The sequence below is a fragment of the Bradyrhizobium sp. genome, assembly GCF_049581145.1.
Lineage (GTDB): Bacteria > Pseudomonadota > Alphaproteobacteria > Rhizobiales > Xanthobacteraceae > Bradyrhizobium.
Genome location: NZ_JBAURI010001300.1, coordinates 1 through 20,877 on the forward strand (window position 1 = coordinate 1; position 20,877 = coordinate 20,877).

Genomic DNA, 20,877 nt, shown 5'->3' on the forward strand with positions numbered 1-20,877 from the left:
CTGATGGTGTGGCTGCGCGTTTGCAGCGCCTCGATCGGCGTACCGGCGGCGATCCGACCCATCACGGGAACCGCGACCGGGCGTTCACCGTCATCGCTGCCGGCGCTGCTGCTACGCACCTTGCCGAGGTTGCCTTCGATCACCGACGGGGTGAAGCCGCGCCGGCTGCTGCCGCCAGCGGCCGATAGCTCCGGCAGCTTGATGACTTCGATAGCCCGGGCACGGTTGGGCAGACGGCGAATGAAGCCGCGCTCTTCCAGAGCCGTGATCAGCCGGTGGATGCCAGACTTCGAGCGCAAGTCCAGCGCATCCTTCATTTCATCGAAGGAGGGCGGTACGCCCGCTTCTTTCAGCCGTTCGTTGATGAAACGCAGAAGTTCGTATTGTTTGCGCGTAAGCATCTCAATCAGTCCCCCGGTTGCCGGTGTCGTTCGATTCTGAGACCACGGGAATAGTCACTTCCCGACACAAGCCCTCGAAACAAATCATGAACAGACACTATATGTTCGATACATGTTCCGCAACTACTTAATTTAATGTGAACGCTGGAAGTTTTATGGGACCGACCGCGACGGACCCTAATCCGGCAGCCGCAGGATCTCGCAAGGTGAGCCGGCGGGGGCGGCCGGCGCGAATGGGGCGCGGATCACAAGTGCGCCTGCCACGGCGAGATTCCCCAATAGCGAGCTGTCCTGACGATTGACCGGCGTGGCGATCAACATGCCGTCTGGCCGCTTCTCGAGCCGAGCGCGAAGATAGTCTTCGCGCACGTCATTGGCGCCGACGTCGCGCCCGAGCAGGGCGGACTCGCGCATTTCATGGATCTTCTTGCGGCCCGACAGCGTGCGAATCAACGGCACCACGAACAGCAGCGTGCAGACATAGGACGACACGGGATTGCCGGGCACCCCGATCACCCGCATCGCGCCGAGGCGGCCGTGCAGCATCGGCTTGCCTGGCCGCATCGCGATCTTCCAGAACGCCATCGCGACGCCCTCGGCATCCAACGAGGTCTTGACCAGGTCGTGGTCACCCACCGAGGCGCCGCCGGTGGTCACCAGGATATCGGCCCCCAGATCGCGGGCGCGGCGAATGCCGGCCGTGGTCGCTTCGAGCGTATCCGCGGCGATGCCAAGATCGATGGTCTCGGCGCCTTCCGCCTGTGCCAGCGCCCGCAGCGCGTAGCCGTTGGAATAGACGATCTGGCCCGGGCCCGGCGTGGAGCCCGGCATCACCAGTTCATCGCCGGTCGCAAGCAGCGCCACCTTCGGCCGGCGGCGCACCGGCAGTTTGGGATGGTTCATGCTGGCGGCCAGCGAAAGATCACGGTCGGTGAGGCGGCTTCCTGCCGAAAGCAGCACGTCGCCCTGGTGGAAATCGACGCCGGCCGGCCGGATGTGCCGCCCTTTGATCGCGGCGTCTCTGATCGTGACGCCATCGCCCTCGGCCACGGTATCTTCCTGGATCACAACGGCGTCGGCGCCGTCGGGGATTACGCCGCCCGTGAAGATACGGGCCGCTTCCCCCGGTCCCAGCGCGCGGCCGAACGGCCGGCCGGCCGCGACTTCGCCGATCACCTTCAGCTTCGCATTGATCGAAGATGCATCGGATGCGCGCACGGCGTAGCCATCCATCGCCGACATCGCTTGCGGCGGCTGGGTGCGCAACGCCGCAACGTCCCGCGCCAACACGCGGTGATAGGCGGCATCGAGCGGAACCATCTCGTCCGGCAACGGCTCGGCGCCGGCGAGGATCGCGGCAAGGGCATCGGCAACCGGCATCAGGGCCACGATCGATAACTCCTGGATCCCAAGCTAAATTCCAAGCGCGGACAGCGCGTCCGCGATATCATTGGACGAGCGGACGTGAACGGCCTTGAGGCCGAAGGCCCGCGCGGCTTCGATGTTCTCGGCCAGATCGTCGAAAAATACGATCCGCGATGCCGGCACGCCGATCGCCTTTACCACGTGATCATAGGCTGCCGGATCCGGTTTCCGAAGCCCGATCGTGGAGGAGAGGTAGACTTCGCGGAAGTGGCCGAGCAGGTCCGCGTATTCAACCGAGAAATGCGCGACATGCGGTGGGTTGGTGTTGGAGAAGGCGTAGAGCGGCATCCGCCTGGCGGCTCGGGGCAACAGATCTGCGACATCGGGCATTTCGCCCGTGAAGATCGCGTTCCAGCCTTCCAGCAGCTGGGCGTCCGTCAGCGCGACGCCGAGGCTTCGTCGGAGGCTATCGAAAAAGTCGGGATCGCTGATCTTGCCGACCTCGTGATGATGATAGGCTTCGTCGATCACAAAGCGTGTCGCGACGTCCGAATGCTCGAGCCCGGCGTGACCGGCCCAGCAAGCAATCGCCCTGGAAAAATCGATATCGAGCACGACGCGCCCGAGATCGAATAACAGCGCGTCGGCATCGCCGGGGGAAAGACGAGGAGGGGTCATGCCTGTCGTGTAAGCCTCCCTTTCGCTAATACCGGTATGGCTCGATGTCGAGCAGCGGAAACGCGCTGAACACGCTCGGCATGTTGGTCGGCGTGGCCTGATGCAGATAGGATTTGTCGAGCTCGGCAAAAGAGGTGACGCCGAGCAGACCCAGCGTCCTGATGACCTCGTCTTCCAAGAGCTCCAGCATCCGCAGCACGCCGGCCTCGCCGGCGGCGGCGAGCGCCCAGCATTGCAGCCGGCCGATGCCGACGAGATCGGCGCCCGAGATGATCGCCTTGACGACGTCGCTGCCGCGGCAGAACCCGCCGTCGACCATGATCCTGGCGCGGCCTTTCACGGCATCGACGATTTCGGGCAGCACATGCATGGCGCCGCGGCCGTGGTCCAGCTGGCGCCCGCCATGGTTGGACACATAGATCCATTCCACGCCGTGATCGAGTGCGATCAGGGCATCCTCGGCGGTCGCGATTCCCTTGATGACCAGCGGGATCTTGAACTTGTCCTTGATCAGTTTGACGGTGCGCCATTCCAGCGCCTTCTGGAAGTCGCCGCCGGTCGAGCGAAGCCGACTCTCGCGAACATAGCGCTTGGCGATGTCGCGTTCGCGGCGGCTGTAATGGGCGGTATCGACGGTGAGGCAGAAGGCGGTATAGCCGTTGGCGATCGCGCGGCTGACGGAGTCCTCGACAAAAGCGTCGTCGCCGCGCACGTAGAGCTGGTAGAGCCGCATGGCATCAGGCGCCGCGTCGGCGACCTTTTCGAGCCCGGGGTCGGACACCGAGCTCAGCATATGGGCGGCGCCGAATTTTCCGGTCCCGCGTACCACGGCCGCAGCGCCTGCGGCATCGAAGATTTCGAGCGCGCCGACTGGCGCCAGCATCACCGGCAGCCTCAGCTTGCGGCCGAACCGTTCGACGGAGGCGTCGACCTTGGCGACATTGCGCAGCACGCGCGGCCGGAAGGCGATCTCGTCCAGCGCCATGCGGTTGCGCCGCATGGTGGTTTCGGTCTCAGCGGCGCCGACGATGTAGTCCCAGGCGTTCTGGTTGAGATTGGCGCGGGCCTTGCGCACGAATTCGTGCAGGTTTTGAAGCGGCTCGTTGCTGGCGCCGAGCTCTGCGTTTCGCGCTGGCCGGATCGGGGTGGCCTCGTTCATGATGTCCTCCCGGAAAAATCCACCGATTGTTGTTGATCTTTCGCCTATCGTGTCGCAAGGCTTCACGCCATCCCAAATTTGCATGGCTTGCGGGCAGTGCCGGCTTAGCAGCCATCGGATTTCCGGCTTTGCGACCGGGATGCCTCCGGATATCGTCGGTCGGAAACAACATTGGACAAGGAAAGCCAAGGCAAAGCAAAGAAGGCGAGCCAAGGAAAGCGAGCCAAGGAAAGCGAGCCAAGAGAAGGTCGAGGAAACGGGCCATGTCCGAGACGCTGCTGTTTACGCCCCTCACGATTCGCGGGGTCACCTTGCGCAACCGGATCGTGGTGCCGCCGATGCATCAGTATTCGGCGGTGAAAGGCTTTCCGACCGACTGGCACCTGATGAACGCCGGCAAGTTTGCCGCCGGCGGCGCCGGGCTCGTCATCGTCGAATCGACCAAGGTCGAGCGTCGCGGCTGCGGCACGGTCGGCGATCTCGGCATCTGGCACGATGACTTCGTCGAACCGCTCAAGCGGCTGGCCAAATTCATCAAGCAGCAGAACGCGGTGCCGGGTATCCAGCTCGGTCATTCCGGCCGCAAGGCCCGCGCCAATCGCCCCTGGGAGGGCGACGGTCCGCTGGCCCGGACCCCCGAGATCGAGGATTGGGACGCCTGGACTCCGGTGGCGCCGAGTGCCATCGCTCACAGCGAAAAATGGCCGGTGCCGCGTGCGCTTGAGCGGCAGGAGGTAAAAGACCTGGTGCAGGCTTGGGGTCATGCGGCGCGGCGCGCGCGTGACGCCGGCTTTGACGTGCTGGAGCTGCACGGCGCCCACGGCTATCTCGTGCACGAGTTCCTATCCGAACGTTCGAATCAGCGCACCGACGAATATGGCGGCTCCGAGAGCAACCGGACGCGTTTCATCATGGAAATTGCCGAGGCGGTTCGGGCGTCCTGGCCTGATGACAAACCTCTGTTCGTCCGCCTGTCGGTCGAGGACAACGCCGGCTTTGGACCGGAACAAAGCGTGAGATTGGCGAAAATCCTGAAAACTGGCGGCGTTGACTTGATCGACTGCTCATCGGGGGGCATTACCGATGTCGCGCCGATCCTGGGCAAGGAAATCAAGTATGGGTACCAGGTGCCGCTCTCGGAATATGTCCGCCGTCATGCCGATATCATGACAATGGCAGTCGGGTTGATCATCCATGGCGATCAGGCCGAGCAAATCTTGAAGGATAGGCACGCGGATTTGATCGCGATCGGTCGAGAAATCCTGAATAATCCGAACTGGCCGATGGATGCTGCCTTGAAGTTGGGCGTTGAGGGCCCGTTCCGTCACGTTCCGCCGCAATTCGGTTACTGGCTCGGTACCCGGGCCAAGCGCGGGTTCGGCACACGACCATCCACTTGGCAGGCCGGACTCCAAGCCGGGTCTTGAAGAAAGCCGGCTTTGAAGCGACAAGTCGGCCTTGAAGAAACCAGAAAGCTATTGTGACCTTAATATTTCGACCCTATCTGGTCACCAGGCAAGCGCAAGAAGGCGGCGGACACGATGCGGAAGAATTTCCTGTTTATATTGGGTTCGTTGACCGGCGTAGGCCTCACTCTTCTGGTCACCGGTCAGCCGGGCGAACACTGGATCTCCCGAGCTAAGGCGGCCGCGAACGCCAGCGATACCTATTCCGAGCTCAATCTGTTCGGCGAGGTTTTCGAGCGCGTCAGGTCGGACTATGTCGAAAAGCCAGACGACAGCAACCTGATCGAGGGGGCCATCAATGGCATGGTCACTTCGCTCGATCCGCATTCGCGCTACATGAATGATAAGGCCTGGCGCGAGATGCAGGAGACAACCTCCGGCGAGTTCGGCGGTCTTGGTATCGAAGTCACGATGGAAGATGGCCTCGTCAAGGTGGTGGCGCCGATCGACGATACACCGGCGGCGAAGGCCGGCATCCTATCCGGCGACCTGATCACCCAGATCGACGACGAGGCGGTGCAAGGACTGACGCTCGAGCAGGCCGTGGCCAAGATGAAGGGCGCGGTGAATACCAAGACCCATCTCAAGATCGTTCGCAAGGGCAAGGACGCTCCGATCGACGTCGTGCTCAACCGCGAGATCATCCGCGTGCGTCCGGTGCGATTCCACACCGACGGCGGCGACATCGGGTATATCCGCATCACCTCGTTCAACGAGCAGACCACGGATGGTCTGCACAAGGCGATTGCCGAGATATCCAAGCAGATTCCTCAGGACAAGCTCGTGGGTTACGTCGTCGACCTCCGCAACAATCCGGGCGGCTTGCTCGATCAGGCGGTGTCGGTATCCAGCACCTTCATGCAGCGGGGAGAGGTCGTTTCGACCCGCGGCCGCAACCCCGAGGAGACGCAGCGCTTCACCGCCCATGGCGGCGACCTCATCAAGGGCAAGCCGCTGGTCGTTCTGATCAATGGCGGCTCGGCGTCGGCGTCCGAGATCGTGGCCGGCGCCCTGCATGATCACAAGCGTGCGACGCTGATCGGAACGCGCTCGTTCGGCAAGGGCTCGGTGCAGACCATCATCCCGCTCGGCACCGGTAACGGCGCGCTGGCGCTCACCACGGCGCGGTATTTCACGCCGTCCGGCCGATCGATCCAGGCGCAGGGCATTACGCCCGATATCGAGGTGCTGCAGAACGTGCCGGACGAGCTGAAGGGTCGTGTCGACATCAGGGGCGAGGCGTCGATGCGCGGCCATCTCTCGGCCGAAGGTGCGGAACAGACGGGTTCGCAATCCTACGTGCCGCCGGACGAAAAGGACGACAAGGCGTTGCACGCGGCCTATGACCTGTTGCGCGGCATCACCGTCAATGCGGGCGTGCCAGCGCCCCCGAAGACCGCGGTGCCGAACTAATAATAAGGGGCTGCATGGCTCGAGTTGATTTGAGGGGGCCGTCTTTGACGGCCCCCATTCGTTTGAGCCGATTCGATTACGGAACAGATCGCGGGGTTACGCGATCTTTGGCCGGCGCTTCGGCGCCACCCGGAGTGCCGTGGCCACGGCGCCGTGGCGATGCGAGGCAAACAGGTCCTTGATCTCTGCGGCGGGTTTTGCCGGGCTGAACAGGTAGCCCTGCATTTCGGAACAACCGAGCACGCGAAGCAAATGCCGCTGTGCCTCCGTTTCGACGCCTTCCGCCGTCGTCGTCATGTTGCGGCTGGCGGCGAGATTGACCACGGCCTGCACGATGCTGGAAGAGCCGTCGGGCTCCGCGATGTCGCTGACGAAACAACGGTCGATCTTGATCTTGTCGAACGGGAAGCGGTGCAGGTAGCTCAGCGACGAATAGCCGGTGCCGAAATCGTCGAGCGCAATGCGCACGCCGATGGCACGAAGCTGATGCAGGATCGAGAGAGCGGTCTCGTCGTCGCGGATCAGCACGGCTTCGGTGATTTCTAGTTCGAGCCTGCTCGCCGGCAATCCCGAGGCCGCCAGTGCGGCCGCGATTTTCAGCGCCAGCGTGCCGCTCTTGAACTGCACCGGCGAAACGTTGACCGCGAGCCTGATATCGTCGGGCCAGGTCGCCGCATCGGCGCAGGCGGTGGCCAGCACCCATTCGCTGAGCTGATTGATCAGCCCGGTTTCCTCCGCAATTGGAATGAACTCGGCAGGTGAAATCGGACCGCGCACCGGATGCCGCCAGCGTACCAGCGCTTCACAACCGGTGATCCGGTCGTCGTCGAGGCTGACGCAAGGCTGATAGTAGACATCGAGTCCGCGGTGCTCGATCGCCTGCCGCAGGTCGAGCTCCAATTGGCGGCGGCCCCTGACCTTTGCGTCCATCTCCGGCTTGAAGAGACGGCAGGTCCTGCGCCCTGCGGATTTGGCGGCTTACATCGCGAGATCCGCGTTCTTGAGGATTTGATCGAGCTCCGTACCGTGCGTCGGTGCCAGCGCGATGCCGATGCTGGCGTCGGTGGTCAGCCGGTGCCCCAAACATTCACAGGGCGTCCGGATGGCTTCGAAAACGCGGGTCACGAGGTCAGCGACGTCTTGCGGATTCCGGATGCCGGTCTGCACGATGGCGAATTCATCGCCACCGAGCCGGGCGACGCAGTCGGCGCTGCCGACGCAACGGCGCAGGCTGATCGCCACTGACTTGAGAAGTTCATCGCCGATCAAATGACCGAGCGAATCATTGACGCTCTTGAATTCGTCGATGTCGATGTAATGCACCGCGATCGATTGGCCCGGGCGCATCTGCGCCAGATCCTGCTGCAATCGCTCATGGAACAAGGTGCGGTTCGGCAGGTCGGTCAACGCGTCGTAATGGGCGAGGTGGGTAATCTGCCGTTCGGCGCGCCGCCGCTCGGTGATGTCCTCGTGGGTGGCAAGCCATCCGCCGTCCGCCAGCGGCTCGTTGACGATCTGGACCGAGCGTCCGTCGGAGGTGCGCGCGTCAGCGCGCCATGGAATAGCAGGCAAGCAAGCTCGACGGCAAATTCTCACGCGATCAATCGGCTGGCGTGATGGCGACGGTCACTGCGTCCGCGCTGCGCGCGAAGCGGAGCGATGTGGCCGTTTGGGGGCCGCGGCCGCCGTTTCGCCGGACGGCCAAGCCGACGACCAAGGCCCGGAACTCAGGCCTCCGTTGCGCCTGTAATTGGGATCGGTGTAGGGGTTGCCCGGTCCCTTGTTTTGGCAATTTGCGTTGGGATAGAAAAACGCGCAATAGCCGGGTTCGGACATCACCTGCTGCGCCGGTGCCGGTGTGGCGCCGAGGGGTAACAGAACGGCGCCAGCAACAAGAACCCTGAAAATTGACATTGGCTTTCTCCGCATGGCGGCAAACACGCCGGGACATGCGAAGGAAACACCGGAATCGTCGCGCTCTTCCTGCCTGCGTCGATCACCGCGGCGTGAGGCCCGCGCTCTCAGGCCTGGTAGTCTCCGGATTTTCCGCCTCTCTTCGCAACGAGGTGGATACCTTCGATGCGGATGCCGCGCTCGACTGCCTTGATCATGTCGTAGATGGTGAGGCAGGCGATCGAAACCGCCGTCAGCGCTTCCATTTCGACGCCCGTCGGCCCAGTCACCTTGACCGTCGCGCGGACGATGCACCCCGGCAGCGCGGCATCGGGCTCGATATCGAGCGTGACTTTCGACAGCGCCAACGGATGACACAGCGGGATCAAGTCCGAGGTCCGCTTCGCCGCCATGATGCCGGCGACGCGGGCGGTCCCCAGCACGTCGCCCTTTTTCGCGTTGCCAGAGAGGATCAACTCGAGCGATGCCTTGCTCATGACCACGCGGCCTTCGGCCACGGCCTCCCGATCCGTCGCCGGCTTGTCCGACACGTCGACCATGCGCGCCTCGCCGCCGGCGCCGATATGGGTGAGGGCAGGGTTGCCCTTGGCGGATTTGTCCGCCATCAGCGCACGTCCGCCGCTCTCGGTGTTTCGCTCCGCGAAAGCAGCGCACGGGTCGCCGCCGCCACGTCGGCCTGCCGCATCAGGCTTTCGCCGACCAGGAAAGTGGACACACCCACGCGCGAGAGCCGCGCGAAGTCGGCGGCGGTGAAGATGCCGCTTTCGCCGACCATCACGCGGTCCCTGGGAATCAGTGGCGCAAGCGCCTCGCTGGTCGCAAGCGTGGTCTCGAAGGTTCGCAGGTTGCGGTTGTTGACGCCGATCAAGGGCGAGCGCAGCTTTAGCGCGCGCTCGAGCTCGGCATGGTCGTGGATTTCGACCAGGACGTCCATGCCGTAGGCGAGACTTGCGTCCTCGATGTCTTTCGCCGCGGCATCGTCCAGGGCGGCCATGATGATCAGGATGCAATCCGCGCCGAAAGCGCGCGCTTCGGCCACCTGATAGGTGTCGAACATGAAATCCTTGCGCAGCACGGGCAGACTGGTTGCTCCGCGCGCCGCGACCAGAAAATCCAGATGGCCCTGGAAGGACGGCGCATCGGTCAGCACCGAGAGACAGGCCGCGCCGCCGGTCTCATACGCTCTTGCGAGCGCGGGCGGATCGAAGTCGGCGCGAATCAGGCCCTTCGACGGCGAGGCCTTCTTCACTTCAGCGATCAGGGCGTAGTCGCCGCTGTCGTGCTTGTTTCGGATCGCGCGCAGGAAGCCGCGCGGAGCGGGCGCCTCCTTCGCCCGGACCTCGACGTCGGGCAGCGGATGGGCGCGCCTCGCCGCCGCGATTTCCTCGCGCTTGTAAGCCTCGATCCGGGTCAGGATATCGGACATCTTGTTCCCTTCGGCGTCGCTCGGTTCAGGCGTGGGAGACCGCGACCAGATGTTTCAGCTTGGCGGCCGCCGCGCCGCTATCGAGCGACTTGCTGCCGATTGCTACCCCCTCCTTGAGGGTCTTGGCGCGGCCGGCCACGATCAGCGCGGCTGCGGCGTTCAACAGAGCAACGTCGCGAAACGGGCTCGGCATGCCATCGAGCACACTTTGCAGCGCGACCGCGTTCGCATTGGCATCGCCGCCTTTGAGCGCCTCGCCGCCGACGCGCGCAAGGCCGGCTTCCTCCGGCGTTACCTCGAAGGTGCGGATGGTGCCGTTTTCAAGCGCCGCGACGAAGGTCGGGCCGGTGAGGGTGATCTCGTCCAGTCCATCGGAGCCGTGCACCACCCAGATCGAGGTGGCGCCGAGGTTCTTCAGCACCTGGGCCAAGGGCTGCACCCATTGCCGGGAAAATACGCCGACCATCTGCCGCTTGACCCCGGCCGGATTGGACAGCGGCCCCAGGAGATTGAGGATCGTGCGCGTCGCCAATTCGACGCGGGTCGGTCCGACATTCTTCATCGCCGGGTGATGCGTCGGCGCGAACATGAAGCCGATCCCGGCCTCCTTGATGCAACGGCCGACCTGCTCCGGCCTGATGTCGATCTTGACCCCCAGCGAGGCGAGCACGTCGGCCGCACCCGAACGCGAGGACAGCGCGCGATTACCGTGCTTGGCGACGGGGACGCCGGCGCCGGCCACGATGAATGCGGCGCAGGTCGACACGTTGACCGAGCCCGAGCCGTCGCCGCCGGTGCCGACGATATCGATGGCCTCGGGGGGAGCCACGACCGGCAGCATCTTAGCGCGCATCGCCGTGGCCGCGCCGGTGATCTCGTCGACGGTTTCGCCGCGGACCCGAAGGGCCATCAACAACCCGCCGAGCTGCGAGGGCGTGGCCTCGCCGGACATGATGATGTCGAAGGCGGTCGCGGCCTCCTCGCGCGACAGCGTGGCGCCGGTCGCGACTTTACCTATGATCGATTTCAGGTCGTCCATCGCCGGCTTTCAGCACCTGCTTGATTTATTGGTCTTATTGGTCGCCATTGCTCGCGCCGGTCACCTGTGCGAAAGCGGCTTCGTTGATCGACGTCCCGATATTCTTTTCCAGCGTGGCGACATATTCGGCGAGCTGCTCGTCGCCGAGACCTCGCACCAGGGTTTCCTTCAGCTTTTTCATCTCGTCGGAGGCGAGGTCGACCGGCGGCACGCTGACGTTGGTTACACGATATACGATCCACTCGCTGCCCCCGGTGCCCGGCGTCTGGCCGTATCCATCCTTGGCGGTCCGGAAGGCGGCGGTGACGACGCCTGCGGGTATGCCGGGCGGCGAATCCTCGCGCTTGAAGCCCGCGGCAGTTTCGACCTTCACGCCAATGCTTGCGGCCTCGTCGGCCAGGTTGCCGCCCTGGTTCAGCTTCTGCACCAAGTCGTCCGCCTTGGTGCGCAGGCGGGTTGCGATCTGGTCGGCGTGCCAGCGCGCCTCGACTTTGTCCTTGACCTCGTCGAGCGTGCGGTCGCGCGGCGGGGTGATGCCGAGCACGTCGTACCAGACGTATCCGCCCTTGTAGGAGATCGGATCGTTGTCGACGCCGACATCGCTGCTGAAGGCCTGCGCGGCCAGGTCGAGGCCGGGCGGAATGTTGGCGCGCTGGCCGTTCGGCGTCTGTCCCGAGCGGTCGACATTGTCGATGGTGACGGCCTTGAGTCCCAACTTCTGGGCCGCTTCGGTCACACTGGCGCCGCCACCGCGTTCGTCCTCCATCTTGTCGCGTAGCGTTGCGACCTCTGTGCGGGCGCGCTCGGTCGCAATCTCCTTCTTCAGATCAGGCGCGACGCTCGCATAGTCCGGCTCGACTGCCGGCTGAATGGCCCCGACCTTGACCAGCGCCACGCCGAACTCGCCCTTGACCGGTTGGCTGACCTCGCCTGAAGTCAAGGAAAAGGCCGCGGCCGCGATGGCGGGATCAAGGATCCCGGATTTGGCGACCATGCCGAGATCGACGTCGGACGCAGCGAGTTTGCGTTCCTTGGCGAGATCATCGAACGACAACCCGGACGCAATGCGCTCGCGCGCCGCCTGTGCTTCCTCCACGCTCGGGAAGACGATCTGCGATACTTCCCGCTTTTCCGGTGTGCCGAGCTTGTCCTTGCGCTGTTCGAAACGCTTCTTGGCGTCATCGTCCGAGACATCCGACCACTTGCCGATGTCCTCAGGCGTCACGGCGACATAAACGACCTTGCGGTATTCCGGCGCGCGGAACTGGGCCTTGTGCTCGTCGAAGTAGCCGGCCAGCGCCTCGGGTGAAGGCGGATCGATCGTGCCCGCCTGGGCCTCGCCAAGCCGGACATAGTCGATCGAGCGCTGCTCGTTCTGGAAATGGCTCAGCGCCTCCAGCAACGTTTTCGATGGTTCAATGCCGGCCGAGATCGAGCCAGCGAGCTGGCGCCGCAACGAGACGCGGCGCTGGTCGGCGAGATAGCGCGCTTCGGTGAAGCCGAATTGCCGGATGATGGCCTGGAAACGCTGCGGATCGAAACCGCCGCCGACGCCCTTGAAATTGGGATCGGAGTAAATCACGCGCATGGTCTCGGCGTCGGACTGTCCCAATCCCAATTGCCGGGCTTCCTCATCCAATGCAGCCTCCGCAAGCGTCTGCTGCAGGACCTGGCGGTCGAAGCCAAGGTTGCGGGCCTGATCCATCGTCAAAGGACGGCCGAACTGGCGGCCGATCTGCTGCAACCGGTCGGTGTAGAGCTGGCGGAACTCATTCGCCGAAATCTCGGTGTGGCCGACCTTGGCCAGCGTCGACTGACCAAAACCCCGGAAGATGTCGGCGATGCCCCAGATGCCGAAACTGACGATCAACACGCCCATCACCACGGCCATGATGCTTTTGCCGAGCCAGTTTGATGAGGCCTTGCGCATTCCTCGAAGCATGGGTCCAACTTGTCTTTAAGGAGGGTGGGATCGCGCCTTATAGCGGATATCGCAAGATGGCGTCACCGGGCTGATAACGCATCATAAAGTGGCAGTCACCCCCTCGCAACCACCAGCGGACAAGAACCCTTGGGAGCCGAAGACCGGCCAAATGGTTGATGTCTCAAGCGCGATCTGGAACTGCCGGGCCTGCTCTGCTAGCCCATAGGGCGGATATTTTCATTGGAATTATGCCATGACCAAAGCCATCCGGCCGCTGATCGCGGGCAATTGGAAGATGAACGGACTGAGGGCCTCGCTCGGCGAGTTCGAGGCGATGTTGGCCGGAGCGCCGGCCGCAGCTGCCAAGGCCGACCTCCTGGTGTGTCCGCCGGCCACCCTGGTTGCTGCCTTTGCCGAGAAGGCCAAGGAGGTAAACGGGAAAGCGCAGCAGGGATCGTGGCCGCTTGCCGTCGGCGCGCAGGATTGCCACCCCAAGGCGTCGGGCGCGCATACCGGTGACATTTCGGCGGAAATGCTGGCGGATGCCGGAGCCAAAGCGATCATCGTCGGGCATTCCGAACGGCGCGCCGATCATGGCGAGACCGACCTTCTGGTGCATCAGAAGACCGAGGCGGTCTGGCGCGCCGGCCTCGTCGCCATCGTCTGTATCGGCGAGACCCAGCACCAGCGCGATGCCGGGCAAACCATTGATATCTGCCGCGGCCAGCTCAACCTCTCGCTGCCGCAGGGCTGCCGGGCGGACAATCTGGTGGTAGCCTATGAGCCGGTCTGGGCGATCGGTACCGGGCTCACGCCGACGACTCAGGATGTCGAGCAGATTCACGGATTTATCCGAGAGTTGCTGATCGAGCGGTTTGGTGGCGAGGGAACGCAGATGCGCATCCTCTATGGCGGTTCCGTCAAACCCTCCAATGCCCGGGAGTTGATGGCGGTCGCCAACGTCAACGGGGCCCTGGTCGGCGGCGCCAGCCTGAAGGCCGACGATTTCCTTGCGATCGCAGCCGGTTGCTAAGCTCCTTCCGCCGCTGCGAGCCGCTTCCAGTAGACCATGGTCCCGGTCAATCCGCCGTGGGGTTTCAGCGCGTAATCCGGGATGACGCCTGCGAGTTGATAGCCGGCGCGCGCGTACAGCCAGGAGGCGCCATCCTCCACTGCGGTATGAGCACCAGCAGGCTGCGTCCACCTTCGATCGCGAGTTGCTCCGCCGCCCGTAGCAGCTTGCCGGCGATGCCGCGGCGCCGGTGGCTCAATCGCGTCATCATTTTCGCGATCTCGGCGCGATGCGGCTGATTGGGCGGGAGATTCAGCAAGAGTGTCACCGTTGCGACCAGCGCTTCGTCGTCGAATGCGCCGAGGACGGTCCTCTCGCCCCTTTCGGCGGCGTCGAGCGATTGGCGCCAGAACGCCGCGGCGGTTTCGAGCGGGACGGGATACAGGAAGCCGACCGAGCCGCCGTGTGCGACCGCCTCCACCAGGATTTCGCTCAATGCCACGTTGATGGCCGGTGAGAATGTTACCGGCGCGATCGAAATCGTCATCGGTCAGCTCCGCGCCAGAGCGACGACATATTCGCAAGCAGCGGCTGTCTCATTGGCGAAGGTCACCTCGGCCGGCGCGCCAAAGCCCAGGCAATCGCCTGTTCCAAGCACATGGCGTTCGCCCGCCTCGATGAGAACGAGGCTGCCGCGCTGAACCCACACGGCCTGCCGGATGTGAGCGTAGGAAGCCGCGGGCAGCGTCACGCGCTGCCGCGCCGGCAGCTCAACCTTGATCAGTTCCACGGGATGATCGGGACGGCTGAAAACCTGTTTGCGCACATAGCCGGACTCGGGATCGCGCCAGACCGGTTGCTCGTTTGACCGGACGAGACGGTGCTGCCGTTCTTCGGCCCTGAGCATCAGGCCGGACAGGGTGAGACCGAAGGCGCTCGCCAGCTTGACCAGGATCGCGGCGGTCGGGCTGGCTTCGGCGCGTTCGATCTTGCTGATGGTGGCCTTGGCGACGCCTGCGCGCTGCGCCAGTTCGGCCAAGGACCAGCCGCGGGTGTCGCGCTCGGACCGCAGACGGTCGGCCAGCCTCAGGCCGAAAGTATCTATTATAGTAGCCACACGTCCATCATACGAGATAGGGACGTTCCAGGCAAGGTCCGCTCGGTCGCGAGCTGCTGGGCCAGCCCGCAGGCATGCGCCCACGATGCCGCGGCGACGGTGCCTCAATCGCGTCATCATATCGCGGCCTCGGCGCGATGAGGCGTGACGATGGACGCTCAAGCCGCCGCCGCCTCCCATTGTTGGCTCACGGTCAAAAGCGAGAAGCTCACTTTAAGCACGGGGAGTTTCTCCAGGTCCCATCCTGCCCGTCATCATGTCTAGTGTCCGGCCCGGGAACGGCTGGTTGGGTTGTCGATTAACAAGCGCGAACGGAATCGACAGGAAGAGGCCCCGTGTTCAAGGCAAGGTTGTTGAACGCCGCTTTGCTTGGGCTTGCGCTGTCCCCGGTGGCGGCTCGTGGCGCCGGCCCGGAAGGTGCGGCCAAGGTTGGACCTGCCCTCGAAACCGTGAAGGCATTCAATGATGACTTCCGGCTGGTCGGTATCGGTGTGTCGGCAGAAGGCAGGGTGTTCGCGACCGCTCCGGCAAGCCAGGTTCGATCGATCTATAGCATGGTCGAGGTCAATCCGAAGACGGGTGAGGTAAAGCCATATCCCGACGCCGGCTGGAAAAAATTCGACGAGCAAGGAAAGGGTGACTCGGAGTGGATCTCCGTCCAGGCGCTTTGGGTCGATCGCAAGGATCGCCTTTGGGCGCTCGACTCGTCGTTGCCCAAGGTTGACCAGGAACGTCTGCCGCCGAAGCTGGTCGAATTCGACCTGTCCACCAACAAGATCATCCGGCGGTATGACTTCAACGGCGTTGTTTCGCAAAAGGACTCGCTCAACGACGTCCGTATCGATGTCGCCCACAATTTTGCCTACCTGACCAACGCCGGAAACAAGGGCAGCCTCGTTGTGCTCGATTTGAGCACGGGCAAGGCGCGGCAAGTCCTTATTGGAGATCGTTCGACCTTCGCCGATCCCCAGCAGCATCTCATGATCGGCAAGGACATTGCTTTGCGCCCCGACGGTTCCGTGGTGGCGATCCAGGCCGATGGCATCGCTTTGTCACCGGATTCTCAGTGGCTCTATTATCGACCCTTGACGGACCACAACTATTGGCGCGTGCCCACCGCGGCGTTGCGCGACGAAAAGCTGTCCGACACGGACCTTTCCAAGAAGGTGCAATATCTTGGCAACTCGGTGCTGAGTGGCGGCCTGATCATGGATCGACACGGCACGCTCTATGCTGGCGACCTGGAGCACGGCACCGTTGTCTCGATCACCAGAACACGGAGCCATACCCTGACGACGAAGGTCTTTGTTCGCGATCCCTCAAAGCTTTCGTGGGCGGACGGTTTTGCGATCAGTCATGGCGACCTTTACATCGCCGATTCCCATTTGTGGGAAGTCGCGTTCAAAAACAACTTGCCACGCTCGGGGCCGTTTACAATTTTCAGGGTAAAGCTCCCGCCTTGAGCCAGAGCATGTCCTGGCGTCTTCAAAAAGCCGCGCAGCGCGGGTCACCGAGACGGCTGCGCAAATAGCCGGTCTGGGTCAGCCTCAACGATCTGGGTGAGCCTCAACGATAAGGCCGAGATTGTCTGTTATAGTAGTCATGCGTATACTATTGTGGATAATGCCTTTCCAAGGCGAAGCTCGCGTGCTTGCCGCCGGTGCGGCAGCAATTATCTCCCCGCTTGCGGGTGGCAATGCGCGGTCCGATCGTGTAACACCCCGCGCAATTCCTATGGACCCGTGAAGGCTGGGAGTCCGCCCGATGTCGGCGCTGGCAGGCCTGTGACGGAAGGTTGAAATGCAGACTGTTGTTATCGTCATTCACCTCATGATCGTGGTCGTGCTGATCGGCACGGTGCTGCTGCAGAAATCCGAGGGCGGTGGCCTCGGCATGGGCGGCGGAGCCGGTTTCATGTCGAGCCGCGGTACCGCCAATCTATTGACGCGTACCACCGCGGTCCTCGCGGTTGGGTTTTTTGCGACCAGTCTACTTCTGTCTTGGATGGCGAGCCTGGACCGCAAGCCGACGTCGATTCTGGGTAACGCACCTCCCGGGCAGTCGCAACCGGCCGGCGGCGTGACGCCGGTGGCGCCGCCAACCAGCGGCGGCGTGCTGGATACGCTGAAGAAGGCGGACGAGCAACAGAATCAGGCGCCCGCCGTGCCGCAGCCGCCGCGTTCGCAATAAAGCAGGGTGGCCATGCAGGAAGGCGGCTAGCATCCTGCATCAGGTATGCCCATCAACCTCCTGACGGCGCGCTTATTTCTAGGTCACCCACAGCCCCGCAAAATGTTTGCGCCGGCGCGTGATTCGCTTTTGCGAATCGCCTTCCAGGCTTTAAAGGTAAAGTCCCATGGCGCGGTACATCTTCATCACCGGCGGCGTGGTTTCATCGCTCGGAAAGGGTCTGGCTTCGGCGGCGCTGGGTGCGCTGTTGCAGGCGCGCGGCTACAAGGTCCGGCTTCGCAAGCTCGACCCCTATCTCAACCTCGATCCTGGAACGATGTCGCCGTATCAACACGGCGAAGTCTTCGTGACCGATGACGGCGCCGAGACGGATCTCGATCTCGGCCACTATGAACGCTTCACGGGGAGACCGGCCACCAGGGCCGACAACATCACCACCGGGCGCATCTACCAGGATATTCTGACCAAGGAACGCCGCGGCGATTATCTCGGTGCCACGATCCAGGTGGTGCCGCATGTCACCAACGCGATCAAGGAGTTCGTCCTCGACGGCAACGACGGTTTTGATTTCGTGCTGGTCGAAATCGGCGGTACGGTCGGCGATATCGAGGGCCTGCCGTTCTTCGAGGCGATCCGCCAGCTCAAGAACGAGCTGCCGCGCGAGCACGCCGTTTACATCCATCTGACGCTGCTTCCCTATATCCCGAGCGCCGGCGAGCTGAAGACCAAGCCGACCCAGCACTCGGTCAAGGAATTGCGCTCGATCGGCATCCAGCCGGATATCCTGCTGTGCCGCACCGATCGGCCGATCCCCAAGGAAGAGCGGCGCAAACTCGGACTGTTCTGCAATGTGCGCGAAAGCGCCGTCATCGAGGCGCGTGACGTCGACAATATCTACGCGGTGCCGGAGGCTTATCATACCGCGGGCCTCGATGATGAGGTGCTGGCGGCGTTCGGGATCGCACCGAAAATCCCGCCGGCTCTGCAGAGCTGGCACACCATCAACGAGCGCATCCGCAATCCCGAAGGCGACGTTACCATCGCCATTGTCGGCAAATACACCGGGATGAAGGACGCCTATAAGTCGCTGATCGAGGCGCTCTCGCATGGCGGCATCGCCAACAAGGTGAAGGTCAATCTCGACTGGATCGAGAGCGAAGTGTTCGAGAACGAGGATCCGGCGCCGTTCCTCGAGCACGTCAACGGCATTCTGGTGCCCGGCGGTTTCGGCCAGCGCGGCGCCGAGGGCAAGATCCGCGCGGCGCAGTTCGCACGCGAGCGCGACGTGCCGTATTTCGGCATCTGCTTCGGCATGCAGATGGCCGTGATCGAGGCAGCGCGCAATCTGGTCGGCATCGAGGAGGCGAATTCGACCGAGTTCGGCCCGACGCCCGAGCCGCTGGTCGGATTGATGACGGAGTGGCTGCGCGGCAACGAGCTCGAGAGACGGTCGAAGTCCGGCGATCTCGGCGGCACCATGCGTCTCGGCGCCTATCCGGCGGCGCTCGGGCGTGGCAGCCGGGTGTCGGAGGTCTATGGCGGGGCCACCGAGATTTCAGAGCGCCACCGCCATCGCTACGAGGTCAACACCGCCTACAAGGACCGGTTGGAACAGCATGGCCTGAAATTCTCGGGGCTTTCGCCCGACGGAATTCTGCCGGAAATCGTCGAATATGAGGACCATCCCTGGTTCATCGGCGTGCAATTCCATCCTGAATTGAAATCGCGGCCCTTCGAGCCGCATCCGCTGTTTGCCTCCTTCATTCAGGCCGCGATGGTGCAGTCGCGGCTGGTGTAGCTCTGCACTCAACGCCTTTGACGAACGCGTGAATTGTTGCGACAAACTCCGCCTGCTACCGCAAGAACAACAACCAGGGGAGTGATGTCGATGATCTACGAAACCCGCGTCTATCGCTGCATTCCGGGCCGGCTGCCGGCGCTGTTGAAACGCTTCGAGACGACCACGCTGAAATTGTGGGAGAAGCACGGCATCAAGCAGGCCGGCTTCTTCACAACGCTGGTCGGCGAATCCAACCAGGAACTGACATATCTGCTGGCCTGGGAATCGCTGGCCGATCGCGACAAGAAATGGGCCGCGTTCCAGAGCGACCCCGAGTGGATCGAAGCACGGGCCAAGAGCGAGGCGGATGGCCAGATCGTCGGCAACATCGTCAACCAGCTTCTGGTGCCGACGTCGTTCTCCGCGATGAAGTAAGGCGGCGTTTGCCCCACGGTCTCGATCACATCGTGCACACGGTGCGCGACCTCGACGCGGCTGGTGAGTTCTATCGCCGGCTCGGCTTCATCGTCAGCGCGCGCAACCGTCATTCCTGGGGCACGCACAATCGCATCGTCCAGCTGGCAAACGGCTTCGTCGAAATCCTCGAAGTGGCCGAACCCGACAAGGTCGTGCCGCATGCAGCGCGGGCGTTCTCGTTCGGCGCCTTCCACCGGGACTATGCGACCTCGCGCCAGGGGCTGTCGATGCTCATCCTCAGCAGCCGCAATGCAGTTGAGGATGCGCGGGCGTTCCAGACGGCCGGAATTTCCGAGTTCGAGGTATTCAATTTCGCGCGCGAGGGCAAAAAGCCCGATGGCACGCCGGTCAAACTGGCATTTTCGCTGGTCTTTGCCTGCGAGCCCGGATCGCCCGATCTGAGCTTCGCGTTGTGCCAGCATCATTTTCCGGAAAACTTCTGGGATCCGGCATTTCAGATCCATGGCAATGGCGCGCGCAAGGTCTCCGGAGTCGTGATGGTCGCCGACAATCCCACCGACCACCACGTCTTCCTGAAAGCGTTCATCGGCACCAGAGATCTGCATGCAAGCTCGATCGGTGTCAAAGCCGATGTCGGCAATGGCGATGTCGACATCATGGAGCCGGTTGCGTTCCGTGATCAGTTCGGCGTTCTGCCCGAGGTGGGCGGCGCGGGGATGACGCTGAACGCGATCCGCTTCCAGATGGCCGATGTCGATGCGACCGAGGCCACGCTGAGGTCGGGCGGCCTGACCGCGCAGCGCCATGCCGGCCGGCTGGTGCTGGCACCAGATTTCGCCCTCGGCGCAACCCTGATATTCGAGAATGCGAAACGGGGTTGATCCGAAGGGGGCAGCCCGGCATGCTCGCCCGGCAACAAGGATCAGATCGTTGAACGGTAATATCTCCGCTGCGCCGGTCGTGACGATCGGTGAGGTCAAATTCGGCAATGAGCTGCCGATCTCGATCATCGCCGGCCCGTGCCAGCTCGAGAGCCGCGCGCACGCGCTCGAAGTCGCGTCCGCGCTGAAGGAGATTGCCGGCCGGCTCGGAATTGGGCTGGTCTATAAGACATCGTTCGACAAGGCGAACCGCACCAGCGCAACTGCCGCACGCGGCATCGGGCTGAAGCAGGCGCTGCCGATTTTCGCCGAGATCCGGTCCTCGCTCGGCTTGCCCGTGCTCACCGACATCCACGAAGCCGCGCAATGCGCCGAAGTCGCCGCGGCGGTCGACGTGCTGCAGATCCCGGCCTTCCTGTGCCGGCAGACCGACCTGCTGCTGGCGGCCGCGGCGACCGGCAAGGTGGTCAACGTCAAAAAGGGCCAGTTCCTGGCGCCATGGGACATGGCCAATGTCACAGCCAAGATCACGGGAAGCGGAAATCGCAACGTGCTGGTGACCGAACGCGGCGTGTCGTTCGGCTACAACACGCTGGTCTCGGACATGCGCGCGCTGCCGATCCTGGCGCGCAGCACCGGCGCGCCGGTGATTTTCGACGCCACCCATTCGGTGC

At 63.3% G+C, this 20,877-nt stretch carries 18 protein-coding genes and 2 pseudogenes; 9 read left to right on the forward strand and 11 right to left on the reverse strand.

Annotated elements, in window-relative coordinates:
* The 4 genes from WCB02_RS41525 to WCB02_RS41540 form a co-directional block, all read right to left on the reverse strand.
* Window positions 1–401: LexA family protein (locus WCB02_RS41525; protein ID WP_423968715.1), on the reverse strand; the 401-nt coding region annotated here is incomplete at its 3' end.
* A gap of 177 nt (window positions 402–578) precedes the next feature.
* Window positions 579–1,790 (reverse strand): gephyrin-like molybdotransferase Glp, encoded by a 1,212-nt coding sequence (glp, locus tag WCB02_RS41530; RefSeq protein WP_423968717.1) that lies wholly within the window; start codon window positions 1,788–1,790, stop codon window positions 579–581.
* A gap of 24 nt (window positions 1,791–1,814) precedes the next feature.
* The gene (locus WCB02_RS41535) at window positions 1,815–2,444 is read right to left on the reverse strand and encodes an HAD family hydrolase (protein ID WP_423968719.1); all 630 of its coding nucleotides are present in this window, start codon (window positions 2,442–2,444) and stop codon (window positions 1,815–1,817) included.
* A gap of 25 nt (window positions 2,445–2,469) precedes the next feature.
* Window positions 2,470–3,603, reverse strand: a complete 1,134-nt coding sequence (locus tag WCB02_RS41540) for an alpha-hydroxy acid oxidase (protein ID WP_423968721.1) — start codon at window positions 3,601–3,603, stop codon at window positions 2,470–2,472.
* A gap of 263 nt (window positions 3,604–3,866) precedes the next feature.
* Here WCB02_RS41540 and WCB02_RS41545 point away from each other — a divergent pair, with 263 nt between their 5' ends.
* Window positions 3,867–5,030: an NADH:flavin oxidoreductase/NADH oxidase gene (locus WCB02_RS41545; protein ID WP_423968723.1), complete on the forward strand. Its 1,164-nt coding sequence runs from the start codon at window positions 3,867–3,869 to the stop codon at window positions 5,028–5,030.
* Between the two features lie 114 nt (window positions 5,031–5,144).
* Entirely contained in the window at window positions 5,145–6,482 is a 1,338-nt protein-coding gene (locus WCB02_RS41550) for a S41 family peptidase (RefSeq protein WP_423968726.1), read from the forward strand.
* Window positions 6,483–6,578: 96 nt separating this feature from the next.
* Here the strand turns inward: WCB02_RS41550 and WCB02_RS41555 are convergent.
* The 5 genes and pseudogenes from WCB02_RS41555 to WCB02_RS41575 all read right to left on the reverse strand — a co-directional run.
* Window positions 6,579–8,021, reverse strand: a pseudogene (locus tag WCB02_RS41555) (putative bifunctional diguanylate cyclase/phosphodiesterase); the annotation flags it as partial.
* 482 nt (window positions 8,022–8,503) lie between these two features.
* Entirely contained in the window at window positions 8,504–9,001 is a 498-nt protein-coding gene (gene moaC, locus WCB02_RS41560) for a cyclic pyranopterin monophosphate synthase MoaC (RefSeq protein ID WP_423968729.1), read from the reverse strand.
* On the reverse strand, window positions 9,001–9,822 hold the full coding sequence (gene trpC / locus WCB02_RS41565) for an indole-3-glycerol phosphate synthase TrpC (RefSeq protein WP_423968731.1): 822 nt from the start codon (window positions 9,820–9,822) through the stop codon (window positions 9,001–9,003). The genes moaC and trpC overlap by 1 nt, the downstream gene beginning before the upstream one ends.
* A gap of 25 nt (window positions 9,823–9,847) precedes the next feature.
* Entirely contained in the window at window positions 9,848–10,861 is a 1,014-nt protein-coding gene (gene trpD, locus WCB02_RS41570) for an anthranilate phosphoribosyltransferase (protein ID WP_423968733.1), read from the reverse strand.
* Between the two features lie 34 nt (window positions 10,862–10,895).
* Complete coding sequence (locus WCB02_RS41575) at window positions 10,896–12,803, reverse strand: SurA N-terminal domain-containing protein (protein WP_423968736.1); 1,908 nt, start codon at window positions 12,801–12,803, stop codon at window positions 10,896–10,898.
* 235 nt (window positions 12,804–13,038) lie between these two features.
* Here WCB02_RS41575 and tpiA point away from each other — a divergent pair, with 235 nt between their 5' ends.
* Window positions 13,039–13,818, forward strand: a complete 780-nt coding sequence (gene tpiA, locus WCB02_RS41580) for a triose-phosphate isomerase (RefSeq protein WP_423968739.1) — start codon at window positions 13,039–13,041, stop codon at window positions 13,816–13,818.
* Here tpiA and WCB02_RS41585 read toward each other — a convergent pair.
* Both WCB02_RS41585 and WCB02_RS41590 read right to left on the reverse strand, forming a co-directional pair.
* A pseudogene (locus tag WCB02_RS41585) lies at window positions 13,815–14,344 on the reverse strand (N-acetyltransferase family protein). The gene tpiA and the pseudogene WCB02_RS41585 sit on opposite strands and share 4 nt — an antisense overlap.
* Window positions 14,345–14,347: 3 nt before the next feature.
* A complete protein-coding gene (locus tag WCB02_RS41590; RefSeq protein ID WP_423968741.1) occupies window positions 14,348–14,914 on the reverse strand; it encodes a helix-turn-helix domain-containing protein in 567 nt (188 codons plus the stop codon).
* Between the two features lie 335 nt (window positions 14,915–15,249).
* Here WCB02_RS41590 and WCB02_RS41595 point away from each other — a divergent pair, with 335 nt between their 5' ends.
* The 6 genes from WCB02_RS41595 to kdsA form a co-directional block, all read left to right on the forward strand.
* A complete protein-coding gene (locus WCB02_RS41595; protein ID WP_423968743.1) occupies window positions 15,250–16,377 on the forward strand; it encodes an L-dopachrome tautomerase-related protein in 1,128 nt (375 codons plus the stop codon).
* A 337-nt stretch (window positions 16,378–16,714) separates the two neighbouring features.
* Window positions 16,715–17,104, forward strand: coding sequence for a preprotein translocase subunit SecG (secG, locus tag WCB02_RS41600; RefSeq protein ID WP_423968746.1), 390 nt, complete (start codon window positions 16,715–16,717; stop codon window positions 17,102–17,104).
* A 166-nt stretch (window positions 17,105–17,270) separates the two neighbouring features.
* Complete coding sequence (locus tag WCB02_RS41605) at window positions 17,271–18,902, forward strand: CTP synthase (RefSeq protein WP_423968749.1); 1,632 nt, start codon at window positions 17,271–17,273, stop codon at window positions 18,900–18,902.
* Window positions 18,903–18,992: 90 nt separating this feature from the next.
* The gene (locus WCB02_RS41610; protein ID WP_423968751.1) at window positions 18,993–19,319 is read left to right on the forward strand and encodes an NIPSNAP family protein; all 327 of its coding nucleotides are present in this window, start codon (window positions 18,993–18,995) and stop codon (window positions 19,317–19,319) included.
* 8 nt (window positions 19,320–19,327) lie between these two features.
* Complete coding sequence (locus WCB02_RS41615) at window positions 19,328–20,203, forward strand: VOC family protein (protein ID WP_423968753.1); 876 nt, start codon at window positions 19,328–19,330, stop codon at window positions 20,201–20,203.
* 49 nt (window positions 20,204–20,252) lie between these two features.
* Window positions 20,253–20,877: 3-deoxy-8-phosphooctulonate synthase (kdsA, locus tag WCB02_RS41620; protein WP_423968755.1), on the forward strand; the 625-nt coding region annotated here is incomplete at its 3' end.